The sequence below is a fragment of the Pseudarthrobacter sp. NPDC058362 genome (assembly GCF_042723515.1).
Lineage (GTDB): Bacteria > Actinomycetota > Actinomycetes > Actinomycetales > Micrococcaceae > Arthrobacter.
Map to the genome: position 1 here is coordinate 50,516 of NZ_JBHXIW010000004.1, position 16,621 is coordinate 67,136.

Genomic DNA, 16,621 nt, shown 5'->3' on the forward strand with positions numbered 1-16,621 from the left:
ACCCGCTGACACCACGAGGAGACCCGAAATACCTTGCACCTCAAAAGCCTGACCGTCCGGGGATTCAAGTCCTTCGCGTCGGCCACCACCTTCGATTTTGAGCCCGGCGTGACCGCTGTGGTGGGCCCCAACGGGTCCGGCAAATCCAACGTGGTGGATGCCCTGGCCTGGGTGATGGGCGAGCAGGGCGCGAAGACCCTGCGCGGCGGCAAGATGGAGGACGTCATCTTCGCCGGCACCTCCGGCCGGCCGCCGCTGGGCCGCGCCCATGTTTCGCTCACTATCGACAATGCTGATGGTGCCCTGCCCATCGAATACAGCGAGGTGACCATCTCGAGGACACTGTTTCGGACCGGCGGGTCCGAGTATGCCATCAACGGGTCCGGCTGCCGGCTGCTGGACATCCAGGAACTGCTCTCCGATTCAGGCCTGGGCCGGGAAATGCACGTCATCGTGGGGCAGGGGCAGCTGGACCGTGTGCTGCACGCAACCCCCGAGGACCGCCGCGGCTTCATCGAGGAAGCCGCCGGAATCCTCAAACACCGCCGCCGCAAGGAACGCACCGTCCGCAAGCTCGAGGCCATGCAGGCAAATCTCCAGCGGCTCACGGACCTCACCGGGGAGATCCGGCGCCAGCTGACGCCCCTGGGCAAGCAGGCCGAAGTGGCCCGCCGCGCCCAGCGCGTCCAGTTCGACGTCCGGGACGCGCGTGCCCGGCTCCTTGCCGATGACCTGGTCCAGCTGCAGTCGGCCCTGGAGCGGGACGTGGCTGACGAGGCCGCGCTGAAGGCCCGGCGGACCGCCGTCGAACACGACCTCGCAGCCGGACGCCGGCAGCAGGCGGAGCTGGAGCAGCTGGCAGCCCAGGCCACGCCCCGGCTCAATGCCGCCCGGGATACCTGGTACCGGCTCAGTGCTGCCAGAGAGCGGTTCCGGTCCCTGGGTTCGCTCGCGCAGGAGCGCAGCCGCCTGCTCGGTGCCGTGGACACCGAACCGGCATCCGGCCGCGACCCCGACCAGCTGGAGCGCCAAGCCGCGAGCGTCCGCGAAGAACTCGCCGGGCTGGAACGGGACACGGAGAAGCGGCGCAGCGCCCTGGAACAGGCCGAGGCCGCGAAGGCGGAGGCAGAACGCGCCGCACTGGCCGAGGATAAAAGGCTCACCGCGCAGCTGCGGGCGGCCGCCGACCGGCGCGAAGGCCTGGCCAAGCTCGCCGGGCAAGTGGCTGCGGCCCGTTCACGGGTGGAGTCTGCGCAGGCGGAACTCGGCAGGCTGCGCGAGTCACTGGCCGCAGGACAAGAGCGCCGTGCCCGCGCCCAAGCCGAATTCTCCGCCTTGGAGAACCAGGTGGCAGGCGTGGAGGAGGGCGAAGAGTCCCTGGACGCCGAGTACGAAGCCGCGGCCGAAGCGCTTGATGCTGTACTGGAGGACATCGCCGGCCTGGCCGCGGACGTGAATGAGGGAATCCGCCGCCGGGACGCCCTCGTGGCCCGCCGGGATGCATTGAAGCTGGGGCTGGAACGGAAGAACGGCGCCAGCCACGCACTCCAGGCGGGACTGGCTGGTATCCGGGGAAGCTTCGCCGGCGAGATTGAGGTGGAAAGCGGATTCGAGGCCGCCATCGCAGCTGCCCTGGGCGAAGCAGCGGAGGCGGTCCTCGTGGACGGCCCGGAAACCGCGGTGGCGCTCCTTCAATTGCTTAAAACGGACGACGCCGGACGGGCAGCATTGCTGATGGCTTCGGCAGGAGACGGGGAACCGGCATCCGGGCCGCCGCTGCCGGAACTCCCGGAGGGTGCCCTCCCGGCCGCAGGCGTGGTGGGCGGGCACGGACAGTTCGCCGGACGGGTCAGGCACCTGCTGGCGCGCACCGCCGTCGTCAAGAGCCTCGAAGCCGCGGCGGAACTGGTGGACCGCCACCCGGACGTCACCGCGGTTACCCGCGCCGGGGACATCTTCACCGCCGTCTCCGCCAACGGCGGCTCGGCGAAGGCACCCTCGCTGCTTGAGGTTCAGGCCGCCGTGGACGGCGCCGAAGCTGACCTTCAGGAGGTCACCGCCACTCTGGAGCGCAACAGGTTTGCACTGGCCGCCGCAGAGGCGCGGCGGGCCGGCGCGCAGGACCGGGCCGATGCCGCGATGGACCGGCTGCACGAGTCCGACGCCCGCCTCGCCGCCGTCGCCGAACGCCTGGGCCACCTGAATTCCGTCCTGCGCAGCGCTGTGGGGGAAAGCGACCGCCTGGCCCAGTCCCTGGCCCGCGCCGAGGCCAATGTCGCCGCGGAGGAGGAAGCGCTCGCCGCTGTGGCAGCGAGGCTTGCCGCAGCGCAGGAGGCGCCGCTGGAGGAAGAGCCTTCAACCGCACACCGCGACGAACTCGCCCAGGCAGCGTCGGTCGCCCGTGCCGCCGAGATGGAGGTGCGCCTGGCGCTGCGCAGCGCCGAAGAGCAGCTGTCCGCCACAGGAAACCGGGCCGCTTCGCTGGAACGGGCCGCCGTCACCGAGCGGCGTGCCCGGGCCGAAGCCGCAGAGCGGGCCCGCCGGCGCCGGCTGCAGGCGGGACGGGCCGCTGCGGTGGGTGCCGCCGTGGGCCTTTCCCTTCGGTACCTGGACGTTTCCGTGGACCTTGCCCGGCACGAACGGGACCTCGCCGAGGAAAACCGGGAACGACGGGACAAGGAACTGGCTGAGGTGCGCTCGGCCACCGAAGCCCTGGCCCGCGAGCTGGCGGAGCTGACCGATACTGTCCACCGTGACGAACTCGCCCGCGCCCAGCAAAAGGCTCGGATCGAGGCCCTGGAAACCCGGGCCATCGACGAACTGGGGATTACCCCGGACGCGCTCGTGGCAGAGTTCGGGCCTCACGTCCCTGTGCCCGTACCGGCGGAGGAGTCCGGGGACAAATGGGCCGCCCTCCGTACCCCTGTGGACGAGGCCGGCGAGGATATCTTCGAGGGAAATCCCTACGTGCGTGCCGAGCAGGAGAAGCGGCTTCGCAGGGCGGAACGGGATCTTGCCAGCCTGGGCAAGGTCAACCCCCTGGCCCTGGAGGAATTCGCGGCCCTGGAGGAACGACACCAGTTCCTCAGCTCCCAGCTGGAGGACCTGAAGGCCAGCCGCAAGGACCTGCTGGACATCATCAAGGAAGTGGACCAGCGCGTGCAGCGGGTGTTCGCTGAAGCGTTCGAGGACACCCAGGCCCAGTTCGTGCGGGTCTTTGAACGGCTGTTCCCGGGCGGTGAGGGCCGGCTGGTCCTCACCGACCCGGACGACATGCTGGCCACAGGCATCGAGGTGGAAGCCCGGCCGGCCGGCAAGAAGATCAAGCGGCTCTCACTGCTCTCGGGCGGTGAACGCTCGCTGACGGCCGTGGCGCTGCTGGTGGCGATCTTCAAGGCGCGGCCGTCCCCGTTTTATGTCATGGACGAGGTGGAAGCTGCCCTGGACGATACCAACCTGGGCCGCCTCATCACCATCTTCGAGGAGCTGCGGGAATCCAGCCAGCTGATTGTGATCACCCACCAGAAACGCACCATGGAAGTGGCGGACGCCCTCTACGGCGTGACCATGCGCGGTGATGGCGTTTCCACCGTCATCAGCCAACGCCTGGCAGGGGACCGGCAGACCGCGGACGTGTAGCTGCCCTGTGAGAAGCTAGGGGAGTGAATGAAATCCTTCCCATTATCCTGTCCATTGTTGCTGCCCTGGTGGTTATCGGCGGGCTGATTCCGGTCCTGCTCAAGACCCGCCGGAACATCAACCAGTACCCGGGGACCCGCGACGCCAATGATCCCGAGGCCGCCCGCGGCGGCAGCACTATGGTCTCCGATGCGCCGGTGGCGGACCGGACGGCGCCTGCAGGCGTGGAGCTGGAAGGCCTGGAGGGCGCTGAGGTTCCGGACGATGCCGCCGGGCTCGAAACCATCCCCGTCGATACCCCGCTGCCCGTTGCCGGACGGCTCATGCGCCTGCGGGAGCGGCTGGTCCGGTCCAACAACATCATGGGCAAGGGCCTGCTTGCGCTGCTCTCCAGCGACCGGATCGACGAGGGCGTCTGGGACGAAGTGGAGGAAACCCTCCTCCTGGCGGACCTGGGCACCGAGCCCACGATGCAGCTGGTGGATGCACTCCGTGAACGCGTCAAGGTCCTGGGCACGCGCACCCCCGAGGACGTCAAGGCCCTCCTGCGCGAAGAGCTGGTCAAGCTGGTGGACCCCACCATGGACCGCAGCCTCAACATCGAGCGGCAGGACGGCAAGCCCGCGGTCATGATGGTCGTCGGCGTCAACGGGGTGGGCAAGACCACCACCGTCGGCAAGCTGGCACGCGTCCTGGTGGCCGAGGACAAGGACGTCCTGCTGGGAGCCGCGGACACGTTCCGTGCCGCCGCCGCCGAACAGCTGGCCACCTGGGGCCAGCGCGTGGGCGTCCCCACCGTTAAGTCGGATATCGACGGCGCCGACCCCGCCTCGGTTGCCTACGAGGCCGTTAAGGCCGGCATCGAGCAAGAGGTGGACGTGGTCATGATCGACACCGCGGGCCGCCTCCAGAACAAGGTAGGCCTGATGGACGAGCTGGGCAAGGTCAAGCGCGTCGTCGAGAAACTCGCGGACGTTGACGAGGTCCTGCTGGTGCTGGACGCAACGACGGGCCAGAACGGCCTTAACCAGGCCCGGGTGTTCTCCGAAGTGGTCAACATCACCGGTATCGTCCTGACCAAGCTGGACGGCACCGCCAAGGGCGGCATCGTGGTGGCCATCCAGAAGAGCCTTGGCGTGCCGGTCAAGCTCATTGGCCTGGGCGAGGGCGCGGACGACCTTGCACCGTTCGAGGCTGAAGGCTTCGTTGACGCGCTGCTGAACTAGCCGTAGCGCGCGTTTGGCAGATCGGCCTGCGCCCGCTCAGTGAGCCGGGCGCAGGGTCTCCCTGGTGGCGAGCCAGCTGCAGGCCGCCACCAGCATGATCCCGCCGGTCACCCCGAACGCCCAGCCATAACCCAGCCGGTCCGCAAGCACTCCGGCCAGTACAGGACCCACGATCGCTCCGACGTCTGACACCATCTGGTAGACGGCCAGGACCTTGCCGCCGGAACGGTCGTTGCCGATGACATCCGCTACCGCGGCCTGCTGGGCCGGGCCGAAGAGGCCTGAGCCGACGCCGGCCAGCGCAGAAGCGGCCAGGAACCAGCCCAGATCCGCTGTCGTGCCGATCGCCGCTGTGGCGCCCGCGGCAACCAGAAGCCCCCAGACCATCATGGGCCGGCGCCCCACGCTGTCCGCCAGGCGGCCGGAAAACGTGAGCGCTGCGGCATTGCCCGCAGCGAATACGGCAAGGGCAAGCCCCGCAGCGGCCGGACCGGAACCAAAAACGGCAGCGGCGAAGAGCGGTACCGTTGCCATCCGCACGCCGAATGTCGCCCACCCGTTGGCGAAGCTGGAGACCAGCGCGGACCGGTAGGCGCCTGCCGCCAAGGCCTCGGTAAACGAAAGCGCCGGAGTTCGCTGCGCGCCTCCGCTGCTACGGCGCTGATGGCTCAGCTGCGTCTGGACCACCCAGGCGGCCACCACCAGAGCGGCGGCGTAGGCCAGGAACGGAACGCGCAGGCCGAAACCTGCCAGCAGGCCGCCCACGATGGGCCCGCACACGTTGCCCACCAGGAACGCCGAGGCGTAGGCGCCGGACACCCGGCCGCGGCTTTCGGCCGGCGCCAGCCGGACCACCAGTGCCATTGAGGCGACCGTGAACATCACCGATCCGGCACCGCCCAGGCCTCGGAACAGCAACAGCTGCCAGTAGTCCTGGGCGAAGGCGCAGGCTGCCGTGGACGCCGCCACAATCAGCAGCCCCGCGACGTAGACGGGCCGTTCCCCCAGCCGTCCAATGAGCGCCCCGCCTGCCGGAGCAAACACCAGGCGCATGAACGCGAAGATGGCCACGATCACGGACGCCTCGGTGTTTCCCACCCCGAACGTGGTGGCGAACTGCGGCAGCACGGGGGCCACGAGGCCGAAGCCAAGGGCGATCAGGAACGCGGCGGCAAGCATCACCTTGATGTCCCGCGGGAACTTTCCGGGACGCTGCAGGAATCGCGCCAGGAACGTGGGTGGGGCGCCGCTGTCGCGGGGTTCTGCCGTCATGATGCCGCAATCCTTGCCGTGGACAGTGCCGGGAACCGGCGAAGGGGACGAAACACCACCGTAACAAGCCGGATATGCACCATTTACTTCCTGGAGGTTGATGTAACAGGGCCGCAATATAAATCCGCGGCAGCCGAAACACGTCAACCCCAGACTCGATACAGGACGCAAAACGGCGTTGGCAGGCGGAGTATTCCGCAGAATCGATCATAGGGAGGACGTGCACCATGGAACTTACCCCAGGTCACGTATGGCTGATGGTGGCGGCAGCACTCGTGCTGCTCATGACACCAGGGCTCGCATTTTTCTACGGTGGCATGACGCGCGCCAAGGCAGCGCTGAACATGATGATGATGAGCTTCATCTCCATCGGCATCGTCAGTGTCGTGTGGGTGCTGTGGGGCTACTCGATGACGGGCGGTGACGGCTTCCTGCAGATCGTCGGGAACCCGTTTGCGAGCTTCGGCCTCGAGGGAGTCAACACGGCGGATTCGCCGGACGGCCTCATCCTGGTGGGCTACGGGGCAACCTTCGCCATCATCACCGTTGCCCTGATCAGCGGCGCCATCGCCGACCGCGCCAAGTTCGGCGCATGGAGCGTTTTCGTGCCCGTCTGGGTCACACTGGTGTACTGCCCCCTGGCCTACATGGTGTGGGGTGGCGGTCTCTTCGGTGAGGAAGGCGCCATCGGCCAGGCGCTCGGCCCGGCCATCGACTTCGCAGGCGGCACCGTCGTCCACATCAACGCCGGCGTGGCGGCCCTGATCCTGGTCCTCATCATCGGCAACCGCAAAGGCTTCGGCAAGGACCCCAATCACCGGCCGCACAACATCCCGTTCGTCATGCTCGGCGCAGCCATCCTGTGGTTCGGCTGGTTCGGCTTCAACGGCGGCCTCGCCTCTTCCGCTGAACAGGGCGGTCTCATCTGGGTCAACACCCTGGCGGCGCCGGCAGCGGCCATGCTCGGCTGGCTCGTCACCGAACGCATCCGCGACGGCCACCCCACGTCCCTCGGCGCAGCATCCGGTGTGGTGGCCGGGCTGGTTGCCATCACTCCGGCCTGCGCCAACGTCAGCCCGGTGGGTGCCCTGGGACTGGGCGTCGTGGCAGGCGTTGCCTCCGCCCTGGCCGTGGGTCTAAAGTTCCGTTGGGGCTTCGACGACTCGCTGGATGTGGTGGGTGTGCACTTGGTTTCGGGCATCATCGGCACCGTGGCACTTGGCTTCATCGCATTGCCGGAAGACGGCGCCGGCGGCGGCCTCTTCTATGGCGGCGGCATGACCCAGATGTGGGCCCAGTTGGCTGCGGCCGGCATCGCCATCGCCTACTCGGCAGTCTTTACGGTCATCATTGCCCTGGCCATCCACAAGACCATGGGCTTCCGGGTATCCCAGGAGCAGGAAACCGTGGGCGTGGACCTCAGCCTGCACGCGGAGACGGCCTACGAGTTCGGCGTCTCCGGGCACGGCGGCTCGTTCCAGCCCCTGCATGACGTGATGACCGGCAAGAGCCAGACGGCGGACCAGGCAGCAGCCGGCACGCAGCAGACCGAATCGGCAACAGGCAAGGAAAGCGTGGGGGCATGAAACTGATTACTGCCATCGTCAGGCCCGAAAAACTCGAAGCCATCCGGGAAGGGCTGGAATCCTACGGGGTCCAGGGCCTCACGGTCAGCGCAGCCAGCGGCTACGGCCGGCAGCGCGGCTACACGGAGGTGTACCGCGGAGCCGAGTACAACGTTGATCTGCTGCCGAAAATCCGGGTGGAGGTCCTTGCTACGGACGAACAGGCGGACGACATCCTGGACGTCATCATCGCCAGCTCCAACACGGGCCGCGCCGGCGACGGCAAGGTCTGGACGATGGACGTTTTCGAGGCAGTCCGGGTTCGGACCGGCGAACGCGGGGTAGCCGCAATCTGACGCCCGTATCAGAGGCCTGTTCGCGGATCCGAACCTTGACGGTGAGGATCTGCGGACAGGCCTCTGGCGTTTGCGCTCAGTGGACCGCACCCCTGGCGGGCCAGGAAAGCGGACCGTCCGAGCCGGCGTCGTACTCCTCCAGCGGAACGGCGCCCTCCGCCCAGGACTGAAGCACCGGCTCCACGATCCGCCAGCATTCCTCCGCTGTATCGCCCCGGACGGACAGGAGCGGGTCCCCGTTGAGCACCCCCTCCAGCACTTCACCGTAGGGGAGGAGATCCGAGGCGCTCAGCTCCGCATCCAGGGTGATCCGGCCCAGGCTGAAGATGTTGCCCGGGCCATTGACGTCTACGTCGAACTGGAGCGTGTCCGGTCCGAAGCCGATGCGCAGCTGGTTGGGGGAGTCCACTCCCGTGAAGCCCTCGGGAAGGTGGGGGACGGGACGGAAAGTCACCACCGCCTCCTTGCGCTTGGTGCCCATGGCCTTGCCCGAACGCAGGATGAAGGGAACGCCGCTCCAGCGCCAGTTGGCGATCCGGACCTCGACTTCGGCCAGGGTTTCGGTGTTCCGGCCCGGATCCACGCCCTCCTCCCGGGCGTAGCCCGGGACGTCAACACCGGCCACAGTCCCCGCTGTGTACCGGGCGCGGCGGGTGGACTCCCCATACGGGGCAGTGACGCTGCTGGCCCGAAGCGCGGTGGCGACGGCATCGCGGAGGTCGCGCTCGCCGATGGTGGCCGGCGGCTCGATGGCCATGAGCGCCATGATCTGCAGCAGGTGGCTCTGGACCATGTCCCGGAGGGCGCCGGCGCCGTCGTAATACCGGGCGCGGCCTTCCAGCGCCAGGTCCTCGTCGAAGATGATTTCCACCTTTTCCACGTGCTCCCGGTTCCAGACCGGCTCCAGGAAGTTGTTCGCGAAGCGCAGGCCCAGGATGTTCAGCACCGTGGCCTTGCCCAGGAAATGGTCAACGCGGTGGATGTGGTCCTCGGGAACCAGTTGCACAAGGGTCCGGTTAAGGGCCCGCGCCGATTCCTCGCCGGAGCCGAAGGGCTTTTCCATGACCAGCCGCGTGCCCGGCGGAAGCTGATCCGGCTGCAGGGCCTCGCAGGCCCATTGGCTGACCTGCGGCGGCAGTGCGAAGTAGATGGCCACCGGCCCTTCAAGGCTGGCGATGAGTCCGGCCAGGGCGCCGTCCGCCGTGACGTCCAGCTGGTGGTACGCGGTTTCGCCGGCCATGGATTCCAGGGCCTGCCGGTTCTGCTCATCGGCATCCCTGGCGGCGGTGCTGAAGGCTTCGCCAACCCGTTGGCGCCACTGTTCCTGCGTCCATGGATCAGAGCCGGCACCGGCCAGGCGCAGACCCCCGGCACGTCCGCGTGCCACCAGCCGGGCGAGGCCAGGGAGCAGCAGCCGGCCGGTGAGGTCGCCGGAAGCGCCGAGGATGAGCAGGGTCCTGACAGTTGTTGGGCTGGTCATTTTGCCAGCATGCCACCTTGCGTGTCCGAGTTGGTACCCTAGATAGTCGAGTCCCGATCATCCACTGAAAGAACGGCACGTGTTCAATTCACTTTCTGACCGGTTGACAGCAACCTTCAAGAATCTCCGCGGCAAGGGCCGCCTCACCGAGGCTGACGTTGACGCCACCGTACGCGAGATCCGCCGCGCGCTCCTTGACGCCGACGTTGCCGTTCCCGTTGTCCGTGAATTCACCGGCCGCGTCCGGGAACGCGCCCTGGGTGCCGAGGTGTCCGGTGCGCTGAACCCGAGCCAGCAGATCGTCAAGATCGTCAACGAGGAGCTGGTGGAGATCCTCGGCGGTGAGACCCGCCGGATCCGCCTGGCCAAGAACGGCCCCACCATCATCATGCTGGCCGGCCTCCAAGGCGCCGGTAAGACCACCCTCGCCGGAAAGCTCTCCAAGTGGCTGAAGTCCCAGGGCCACAGCCCCATGCTCGTGGCGTGCGACCTGCAGCGGCCCAACGCCGTCACGCAGCTCCAGGTGGTGGGCCAGCGCGCCAAGGTGCCGGTGTTCGCGCCGCACCCGGGAGCCACGTCCTCTGAGCTCGACCAGCCCGCCGGCGACCCCGTTGCGGTTGCGCGTGCTGGCGTGGAGGAAGCCCGCCAGAAACTCCACGACGTGGTCATCGTGGACACGGCCGGCCGGACCGGCGTCGACGCCGACATGATGGAACAGGCGCGCCAGATCCGCCGCGCCATCGTGCCCAACGAAGTCCTGTTCGTCATCGACGCCATGATCGGCCAGGACGCCGTGAACACGGCGCTGGCGTTCGATGAAGGCGTGAACTTCACCGGCATCGTGCTTTCAAAGCTCGACGGCGACGCGCGCGGCGGTGCCGCACTTTCCGTTGCGTCGGTGACCGGCAAGCCCGTGATGTTCGCGTCCACCGGCGAAGGACTGGACGACTTCGAGCTGTTCCACCCGGACCGGATGGCCTCCCGCATCCTGGACATGGGCGACGTCCTGACGCTCATCGAGCAGGCGGAAAAGTCCTGGGACAAAGACGAGGCAGCCCGGATGGCGAAGAAGTTCGCCGACCAGGAAGACTTCACCCTGGAAGACTTCCTCGCCCAGATGCAGCAGATCCGCAATATGGGCTCCATGAAGAAGATGCTCATGATGATGCCCGGCGCCCAGAACATGCGCCAGCAGCTGGAGCAGTTCGACGAGCGCGAGATTGACCGGGTCGAGGCGATCGTGCGGTCCATGACGCCGCATGAGCGGCTCGCCCCCAAGATCATCAACGGCTCCCGCCGCGCCCGCATCGCCCGGGGTTCGGGTGTGCACGTCTCCGAGGTCAACGGCCTGCTGGAGCGTTTTGCGCAGGCGCAGAAGATGATGAAGAAGATGGCGCAGGGCGGCATGCCCGGAATGCCGGGAATGCCGGGCCTCCCCGGCGCCGGCGGGGCGCGGAAGAATGCCAAGAACGCGCCCAAGAAAAAGGCCAAGTCCGGCAACCCCGCCAAGGCTGCGCAGGAGCGCAGGGAGGCCGAAGCGCGCCGCGCCAACGCCGGCAAGGCGCTGCCCACCGGTGCCGCGTTCGGCCAGCAGGGCGACTTCGACCCCTCGCAGCTGAACCTGCCCAAGGGCTTCGATAAGTTCCTCGGCAAGTAACCCATCCCAACCAGGTAGCGCCAAGTGCCGTTTTGACCCTTCAAAACGACACTTGGCGCTACTTACTTAAGATGCTGTAGCCGTGGAATAGGGTGGGGTAATGGTCAAGCAACGGGTAGTGTTCGTGCATGGCGCCGGAAGCTTCGGCGCGGCCGCCTGGCCCCGCCAGCACGGCATGGCGCTGGCCTACGATGCCCTGTTCCTCCGGCGCCTCGGGTACGGTCCCGCGGCCGGGACGGCAGAGCCGTCCTTTGGCGGGGACGCCGCGATCATCCTCCGCGCGCTGCAGGACGACGGCCGCGGCGCGTCAGGCGGCCATGTCGTGGCCCACGCCCAAGGCGCCATACCCGCGATGCTCGCCGCGGTGGAACGTCCTGACCTCGTCCATTCCCTGGTTCTCGTGGAGCCGGCCTGCCTGTCCCTGACGGCCGACCTGCCCGCAACGGCGGCGCACCGGGCACAGTTCCGCGAGTGCGCAGAAGCTCCGCTGCATATCGTTCCCGGTGTCCCCACCCTGGTGCTCACCGGAGGCTGGGAGCCGTTGTTCGAAGAGATTGCCGGCTACCTGCGGGAAACCGGCGCCGTGCACCGCACTGCTGCCGGCGGGCACCGGCCGCACGATTCCGTGGAAGGCGACAGGACCATCCGGCGGTTTATCGCAGGTGTCAGCCGCGGCCAGACGGCACAAGCCTCCTAGCTCCCCGCCGGCACCTTCAACTCCGGGAGGTAGACCTTCCCGCCGGCGGCAAGGAATTCCTGGCTCTTCTCCCGCATTCCGGACGCCGCCTCCGCCAGTGCGGCCTGCGCCTCCGCTGAACCGTACTCGTCCCGGATGTCCTGGCTGATCCGCATCGAGCAGAACTTCGGCCCGCACATGGAGCAGAAGTGTGCGGTCTTGGCCGGTTCAGCCGGCAGGGTCTCATCATGGAACGCCTCGGCCGTGACCGGGTCCAGGGACAATGCAAACTGGTCCCGCCACCGGAACTCGAACCTTGCCTTGGACAGGGCGTCGTCGCGTTCGTGCGCGCCGGGGTGGCCCTTTGCCAGGTCCGCCGCGTGTGCCGCGATCTTGTAGGTGATCACGCCGGTCTTGACGTCGTCCTTGTTGGGCAGGCCCAGGTGCTCCTTGGGAGTCACGTAGCAGAGCATCGCCGTGCCGTAGCGGGCAATCTCCGTGGCGCCGATGGCCGAAGTGATGTGGTCGTAGCCGGGGGCAACGTCGGTGACCAGCGGCCCCAGGGTATAGAACGGGGCGCCCTTGCACAGCTCCTGCTGCCGTTCGACGTTTTCACGGACCAGGTGGAACGGGACGTGGCCCGGACCTTCAACCATGACCTGGACGTCGTACTCCCAGGCGCGCTGGGTGAGCTCGGCCAGGGTGTCCAGCTCGGCGAACTGGGCGGCGTCATTGGCGTCCGCCGTGGCGCCCGGCCGCAGCCCGTCGCCGAGCGAGAACGCGACGTCGTACTTGGCGAAGATTTCGCAGAGTTCGTCGAAGTGCGTGTACAGGAAATTTTCCTGGTGGTGCGCCAGGCACCAGCCCGCCATGATGGAGCCGCCGCGGGACACGATGCCGGTGACCCGGTTGGCAGTGAGCGGAACATAGCGCAGGAGCACGCCGGCGTGGACAGTCATATAGTCCACGCCCTGTTCGCACTGCTCAATCACCGTGTCACGGAAGATCTCCCACGTCAGGGCGTTTGCTTCGCCGTTGACCTTCTCCAGGGCCTGGTAGATGGGGACGGTGCCGATCGGCACGGGGGAGTTGCGGATGATCCACTCGCGCGTGGTGTGGATGTCGTCGCCGGTTGAGAGGTCCATGACTGTATCCGCGCCCCACTGGGTGGCCCACTGCAGTTTGTCTACTTCCTCGGCGATGGAACTGGTGACAGCGGAGTTGCCGATGTTGGCGTTGATCTTCACCAGGAATGCCTTGCCGATGATCATCGGTTCCGATTCCGGGTGGTTGATGTTGTTGGGGATGATGGCCCGGCCCGCGGCAACCTCGCTGCGGACCAGTTCCACATCGCAGTTTTCCCGCAGCGCCACGAAGCGCATCTCGGGCGTGATGATGCCCTGCCTGGCGTAGTGCATCTGGGTGACTGTCTTGCCGTCGACGGCGCGGCGGGGCACCGGCTGCGCGCCCTTCCACTCCGCGGAGGCTGCGCCGCGGCGGACAGCCGACCGGCCGTCGTCGAGCAGGTTCCGCTCCCGTCCGCTGTATGCTTCCGTGTCCCCGCGCGCTTCGATCCACTCGGTGCGGAAGGGCCGCAGGCCCCGGACCGGGTCACTTCCCGGACCGGCGGTCCGGTATGCACGGAATGGCGGGTTGGGCTCGCCGTTGGGGGAGTTCGCCAGGGAAATCTCGGTGACAGGAACCCGGAGGCCTGATTCGCTGTCTTCGAGGAAGGCGAGCGAATGGGACTTCAGGGACTGCGTGACAGGCTCCGCAGACGCATCGAGGGCAGGGTTCAGCTGTGTTTCTGGTGTACTCAAGGAATACTCACTTCCTTCGCCGGCATTACCCGGACAGGTTCGACGGTCGCAGGCTGCGTCAGCCCGATCTCAGCCCCTGCAGGGGCACCCGTGTGGTCAGGGAAGAAGCTACCACAGGCACCGGGGGAGCGGCGTCACATTCACGGTGCTAGCCTGACCGGGCAGGACGAGAGGAGTTCCATGCCGGAGGTTATCCATTTCAGCGGACCGGCGCTCACAGGCCCGGACCGGGAAGTGCGCGGGCTGTGGTCCGTGGACGGGCGCCTGACCTTCCGGAAGCCTGAGCGGGTGCCGGACCGGGTCCTGCCCGGCTGGGTGCTGCCGGGGTTTGTTGACGCACATTGCCATATCGGCCTGGGGCCGCAGGGTCCCGTGGACGCCGCCACCGCCGCAGCACAGGCGCGGGCGGACCTGGCTGCCGGCACGCTGCTGATCCGGGACGCCGGTTCCCCGGCGGACACGCGCTGGATGCAGGGCGGCGGAGAGTTTCCGGTACTGATCCGCGCCGGGCGGCACGTCGCGCGCACCCGGCGCTACCTCCGGGGGTTCGCCCACGAAGTCGAACCGGACGGGCTCGTCGAAATGGTCCGGAAACAGGCGCGCGACGGCGACGGCTGGGTGAAGCTCGTTGGCGACTGGATCGACCGGGGCGCTGGCGACCTGGCACCCTCCTTTCCTTCCGCCGTCGTCCGCGATGCCATCCGGGCGGCGCACGACGAAGGCGCCCGTGTCACCGCCCACTGTTTCGCCGAGGAGACCCTTGACCAGATGCTGGACGGCGGCATCGACTGCATTGAACACGCCACCGGCCTCCTGCCGCGGCACCTGTCCCGCTTCGCCGAGCAGCGCGTGCCGATTGTGCCCACTCTGATCAATATCGCCACTTTTCCGGACATTGCCGCGCAGGCGCAGCCGAAATTCCCGCGCTACGCGGCCCATATGCTGGCGCTCTGGGAGCGCCGCGCGGAGCGGGTGGCGGAGGCGTTCGACGCCGGCGTGCGGGTTTTCGCGGGCACCGACGCCGGGAGCGTCATCCGGCACGGCCGCATTGCGGACGAGATCCTGGCGCTCCATGCCGCGGGCCTGCCGGCAGCTGCGGCGCTCGACGCCGCCTGCTGGGGCGCGCGCGAGTGGCTGGGAGCGGACGGCATTTCCGAAGGCGCGCGGGCAGACGTGGTGGTGTGCAGCGCAGATCCGCGGACCCGGCCGGAAGCAATCCGCCATCTGCAGCAGGTGGTGCTGGCCGGCCGCATAGTTTATGAACAAGGAATAAATTGAAGCTTCAAGTCATTTGACATGACAGGGCCACCACCCGGGCGGCCGCACGAGTAGGGGCGTTCCAATGACCGCAGAGACCGAAAAACAGGACCTTCTTCCCTCCGGGCTCGGCATGGGCACGGTGATGCTCAAGGTGGGCGACATGAAGCTCATGACGCACTACTACCAAAAGGCGCTGGGCCTGGACGTCGTGGCCGAGCAGGACGGCGGCGTCTACCTGGGCCGGCTGGGCAGGCCGCTGGTCCACCTGGCTCCGGCGCCCGGTTTGCACCTGCCGGGCCGGGGAGAGGCCGGCCTGTTCCACACGGCACTTCTCTTCGAAACGCAGCAGGCCCTCGCCGCTACGGTGGCCACGGCTGCCCAGTTCGACCCGGGCCTGTTCACGGGCAGCGCCGACCACCTGGTCAGCGAGGCCTTCTACTTCAGCGATCCCGAGGGCAACGGCATTGAACTATATTGGGATCGCCCCCGCAGCAACTGGTCCTGGAACGGCACGGACGTGGTGATGGACAGCCTGGCCCTGACGCCCCAGCGCTACCTCGAGCAGTACCTCACCGAAGAATCCCTTGAGGGGCAGCGCGGAACGGGAGCCGGCGTGGGCCACGTCCACCTCCAAGTGGGTGACGTGCAGACGGCGCGGGACTTCTACGTCGGTACCCTCGGCTTCGAGAAGACGGCCGGCTGGCACGGCCAGGCGCTCTTCGTCTCCGCCGGCCGCTACCACCACCATATGGCCATGAACGTCTGGAACAGCCGCGGCGCCGGCCCGCGCAAGGACACGCTGGGGCTCGGCGAGGTGCTCATCGAAGTGCCGTCAACAGACGACGTCGGCGCGCTGGCCGACCGGCTCAAGGTCGCGGGGGTGCCGTCGCACCACACCGGAGCGGAGCTGCGCTTCGAGGATCCCTGGCGGAACCGGCTTCGGGTTGCCGTGCGCTGATCCGGCCCTGCGCTGTACTAGGCTGAGAAATACCCGGCCACCTGCCGGAGCGGCGGAGGCGCAAGGCGCCGCTATCCGCGCCGTACCGACGACGGAACGAGGGTAACTCCCATGGGCTTCACCGAGATTTTTGTCGCCACGCACGACGCCGCCCTGAAGCGGGCCGGCCAGCTGGACAGCGGCAGTCCCGCCGCCGCCGGCGGCCAGGCGGTGCGGATCCCGGACATCAGCGACTTCGAGGTCGAGCAGCTGGGTGACCTCGCCGGCAAGGCGGTGCACGCAGGCGGAGCCGACTATGAGCTGACCATGGTGGACGTGGCCAGCGACTCGCTCCTGGCCGTTCCACCGGCCATGGTCAGGGCCCTGGCCGACCTCCTCACCTACGAAACCGAAGGCGAGGGAAACGTGCTGGACGATGTCGCAGCGGAATGGGCCGGGCAGGATGACATGCCGTTCGGTGCAGCCCAGTCGCGGACCTACGTTGAGCAGGTGGCCCGACTGGCCGGCAGCGTGGACGAGGGCGACCGCACCTCCTTGTACGTCTGGTCGGCCTAAGCGCCGCCCGGGCCCGGCGTGCCGGGCGGATGCCAAGTCGAAATCCATGCGCTGATCTGGCACAATGGACAGGTACTCGATCTGCGTGGCCCCTCTCTCCGCGTCTGGATCCTGTCCTTCGAGCCCGCAAGTATGGCCCGCCCCACGGGTGCAGAAC

The 16,621-nt window shown here is 67.8% G+C and carries 12 protein-coding genes and 1 riboswitch; of the genes, 9 read left to right on the forward strand and 3 right to left on the reverse strand.

Annotation, left to right across the window (positions count from 1 at the left end; all coding sequences use genetic code 11):
- Nucleotides 1-33: 33 nt before the first annotated feature.
- Together smc and ftsY are read left to right on the forward strand one after the other, a co-directional pair.
- Entirely contained in the window at nt 34-3,639 is a 3,606-nt protein-coding gene (gene smc / locus ACFWIX_RS09910; protein ID WP_377215954.1) for a chromosome segregation protein SMC, read from the forward strand.
- Between the two features lie 23 nt (nt 3,640-3,662).
- A complete protein-coding gene (gene ftsY / locus ACFWIX_RS09915; RefSeq protein WP_377215955.1) occupies nt 3,663-4,865 on the forward strand; it encodes a signal recognition particle-docking protein FtsY in 1,203 nt (400 codons plus the stop codon).
- Nucleotides 4,866-4,901: 36 nt separating this feature from the next.
- Here the strand turns inward: ftsY and ACFWIX_RS09920 are convergent, their stop codons facing one another.
- Nucleotides 4,902-6,137, reverse strand: a complete 1,236-nt coding sequence (locus ACFWIX_RS09920) for an MFS transporter (protein ID WP_377215956.1) — start codon at nt 6,135-6,137, stop codon at nt 4,902-4,904.
- A 227-nt stretch (nt 6,138-6,364) separates the two neighbouring features.
- Here ACFWIX_RS09920 and ACFWIX_RS09925 point away from each other — a divergent pair, with 227 nt between their 5' ends.
- Together ACFWIX_RS09925 and ACFWIX_RS09930 are read left to right on the forward strand one after the other, a co-directional pair.
- The gene (locus ACFWIX_RS09925) at nt 6,365-7,723 is read left to right on the forward strand and encodes an ammonium transporter (protein WP_377215957.1); all 1,359 of its coding nucleotides are present in this window, start codon (nt 6,365-6,367) and stop codon (nt 7,721-7,723) included.
- Nucleotides 7,720-8,058, forward strand: a complete 339-nt coding sequence (locus ACFWIX_RS09930; RefSeq protein WP_050687078.1) for a P-II family nitrogen regulator — start codon at nt 7,720-7,722, stop codon at nt 8,056-8,058. Before ACFWIX_RS09925 ends, ACFWIX_RS09930 begins: the two co-directional genes overlap by 4 nt.
- Before the next feature lie 76 nt (nt 8,059-8,134).
- On the opposite strand, the gene ACFWIX_RS09935 is transcribed toward ACFWIX_RS09930, so the two are convergent.
- Entirely contained in the window at nt 8,135-9,538 is a 1,404-nt protein-coding gene (locus tag ACFWIX_RS09935; protein ID WP_377215958.1) for a glucose-6-phosphate dehydrogenase, read from the reverse strand.
- A 79-nt stretch (nt 9,539-9,617) separates the two neighbouring features.
- Between ACFWIX_RS09935 and ffh the strand changes: the two genes are divergently transcribed.
- Both ffh and ACFWIX_RS09945 read left to right on the forward strand, forming a co-directional pair.
- Nucleotides 9,618-11,195 carry a signal recognition particle protein gene (gene ffh / locus ACFWIX_RS09940; RefSeq protein ID WP_377215959.1) on the forward strand — a complete coding sequence of 526 codons (1,578 nt, stop codon included), beginning with the start codon at nt 9,618-9,620 and terminating at the stop codon, nt 11,193-11,195.
- A 100-nt stretch (nt 11,196-11,295) separates the two neighbouring features.
- A complete protein-coding gene (locus ACFWIX_RS09945; protein WP_377215960.1) occupies nt 11,296-11,892 on the forward strand; it encodes an alpha/beta fold hydrolase in 597 nt (198 codons plus the stop codon).
- Here ACFWIX_RS09945 and thiC read toward each other — a convergent pair.
- Complete coding sequence (thiC, locus tag ACFWIX_RS09950) at nt 11,889-13,691, reverse strand: phosphomethylpyrimidine synthase ThiC (protein ID WP_377215961.1); 1,803 nt, start codon at nt 13,689-13,691, stop codon at nt 11,889-11,891. The two genes, ACFWIX_RS09945 and thiC, sit on opposite strands and share 4 nt — an antisense overlap.
- A riboswitch (TPP riboswitch) is annotated at nt 13,686-13,793 on the reverse strand. It overlaps the preceding gene by 6 nt.
- Before the next feature lie 78 nt (nt 13,794-13,871).
- On the opposite strand from thiC, the gene ACFWIX_RS09955 reads away from it, so the two are divergent.
- The 3 genes from ACFWIX_RS09955 (at nt 13,872) to ACFWIX_RS09965 (ending at nt 16,464) form a co-directional block, all read left to right on the forward strand.
- Nucleotides 13,872-14,969, forward strand: a complete 1,098-nt coding sequence (locus ACFWIX_RS09955) for an amidohydrolase family protein (protein WP_377215962.1) — start codon at nt 13,872-13,874, stop codon at nt 14,967-14,969.
- 64 nt (nt 14,970-15,033) lie between these two features.
- Nucleotides 15,034-15,909: a VOC family protein gene (locus ACFWIX_RS09960; RefSeq protein WP_377215963.1), complete on the forward strand. Its 876-nt coding sequence runs from the start codon at nt 15,034-15,036 to the stop codon at nt 15,907-15,909.
- Between the two features lie 111 nt (nt 15,910-16,020).
- Nucleotides 16,021-16,464 (forward strand): hypothetical protein, encoded by a 444-nt coding sequence (locus tag ACFWIX_RS09965; RefSeq protein WP_377215964.1) that lies wholly within the window; start codon nt 16,021-16,023, stop codon nt 16,462-16,464.
- The last annotated feature ends 157 nt before the right edge of the window (nt 16,465-16,621 follow it).

What these genes read in the sequence shown, in the direction of transcription:
- ACFWIX_RS09920 (WP_377215956.1), bottom strand. Translation starts at nt 6,137, where the DNA reads ATGACGGCAGAACCCCGCGACAGCGGCGCCCCACCCACGTTCCTGGCG.
- ACFWIX_RS09925 (WP_377215957.1), top strand. Translation starts at nt 6,365, where the DNA reads ATGGAACTTACCCCAGGTCACGTATGGCTGATGGTGGCGGCAGCACTC.
- ACFWIX_RS09930 (WP_050687078.1), top strand. Translation starts at nt 7,720, where the DNA reads ATGAAACTGATTACTGCCATCGTCAGGCCCGAAAAACTCGAAGCCATC.
- ACFWIX_RS09935 (WP_377215958.1), bottom strand. Translation starts at nt 9,538, where the DNA reads ATGACCAGCCCAACAACTGTCAGGACCCTGCTCATCCTCGGCGCTTCC.
- ACFWIX_RS09945 (WP_377215960.1), top strand. Translation starts at nt 11,296, where the DNA reads ATGGTCAAGCAACGGGTAGTGTTCGTGCATGGCGCCGGAAGCTTCGGC.
- ACFWIX_RS09955 (WP_377215962.1), top strand. Translation starts at nt 13,872, where the DNA reads ATGCCGGAGGTTATCCATTTCAGCGGACCGGCGCTCACAGGCCCGGAC.
- ACFWIX_RS09960 (WP_377215963.1), top strand. Translation starts at nt 15,034, where the DNA reads ATGACCGCAGAGACCGAAAAACAGGACCTTCTTCCCTCCGGGCTCGGC.
- ACFWIX_RS09965 (WP_377215964.1), top strand. Translation starts at nt 16,021, where the DNA reads ATGGGCTTCACCGAGATTTTTGTCGCCACGCACGACGCCGCCCTGAAG.